Below are 1,327 nucleotides of genomic sequence, written 5' to 3' on the forward strand. Positions count from 1 at the left end.
GCGGAGTGCTTGCTCGGCTCGTTGTTTATCTAATTCTTGCTGTCGTTTCATTTCCGCTTGGCGTTCCAGTTCTAGACGTTTGGTTTCTTGGTTCTTCTGCCATTGATCAAAACCTTGATCGACACGGTTTAAACCACGCTGTAAAACGCTCTCTTTCTGCTGTTTCTGTTGGTCAAGCTGTTGGGCGTTCTGCTGTTTCACATTGTCATTAAAACGGCTGATTTCAGTGTCTATGCCTTGTCTGCGTAATTGGGTGACTTTAGTGCCTTCATGGATGGTGGCTTGTAGTCCGTTATTCTGATCGGCATAGCTGCGGTGGTCTATTTTTTCCTGAAAGCCTGCTCGTTCTAATGCGTGATTGGCTAAATTTGCCCACGTTTCCCGAATCTGTTTAATTTCGTCTTGGGTTGTCCCCATACCAAGGCTTTTTCGTTTGGCGTTACTGAGTTCAATATCGGTTTTGGTGGTCAGAGTGAGTTTATTGTCTGCATTCAATTCGGCTTTTCGGGTTGTGAGCATGATATGGGCGTGATGGTTTTTATCATTACCGCCTTTACTCGGTTCATGGATGGCTAAATCTGCGATTACGTCATAGCGATCAACTAAGGACCTGGCAAAGTCTTTTGCCAAGTCCTTACGTTGATCAGCGTCTAATTCATCGGGTAGGGCGATTACCCATTCTCTAGCGGTTCGGGCATCTTTGCGGTTTTCGGACTGTTCTGCCAAGTTCCAAAGGTCATTACGGTCAATTTCAATATCGAGATTCGAGATAATTTCTGAATGGGCGACACCATCTTTTCTTGTAAAGTCATGGGTCAGCCCTGTGCGTTCATCTTTGAGCTTTTCACCTGCACGATAAGCCATAGATGCAACAGCAGTTCTGCCTGAACTTCGATTAACTGTTTTGGTCGAGCAATGATAAATCGCCATCGCTTAACACTTCCGACTAGCAGGGACGTAATAACCGCATTTTTCACATTCTCTTTTTAGGTTCTGAACTTCTCTTTCTTCTGCATGTTGTGCCATCTGTTCAGGCATCTTATAAGTGCATTCGTGTCCGCAATTTGGACAAAGGTAAAGGTGAGTTTCTCTAAAATTATACCGATACATTTTTATTTACCTTTTGCTTTTTTAAATTGCGTAGCAATTTTTTGGGGTTAAGGGGATTCCCCTTACGCAAACTTTGACTTGGATGAAATCCAAGTCGTAAGTGCGCATTTCATGAAAAACACGATAGCATATTACCCGCTTGAATTTCAATTCATAGGGTCTTATGCTTGAGTGGTTTTCTATATTCCGAAATTAACCGTTATGACTAAATCTGCTG

Annotated in this window: 1 protein-coding gene; it reads right to left on the reverse strand. The window is 43.0% G+C overall.

The window, feature by feature from the left end; all coding sequences use genetic code 11:
• The coding region (mobQ, locus tag FTV41_RS14785; protein ID WP_179996770.1) for a MobQ family relaxase at window positions 1-930 on the reverse strand (930 nt) is incomplete at its 3' end.
• Between the last annotated feature and the right edge of the window lie 397 nt (window positions 931-1,327).

The organism is Acinetobacter sp. YH16051 (assembly GCF_013417135.1).
Lineage (GTDB): Bacteria > Pseudomonadota > Gammaproteobacteria > Pseudomonadales > Moraxellaceae > Acinetobacter > Acinetobacter towneri.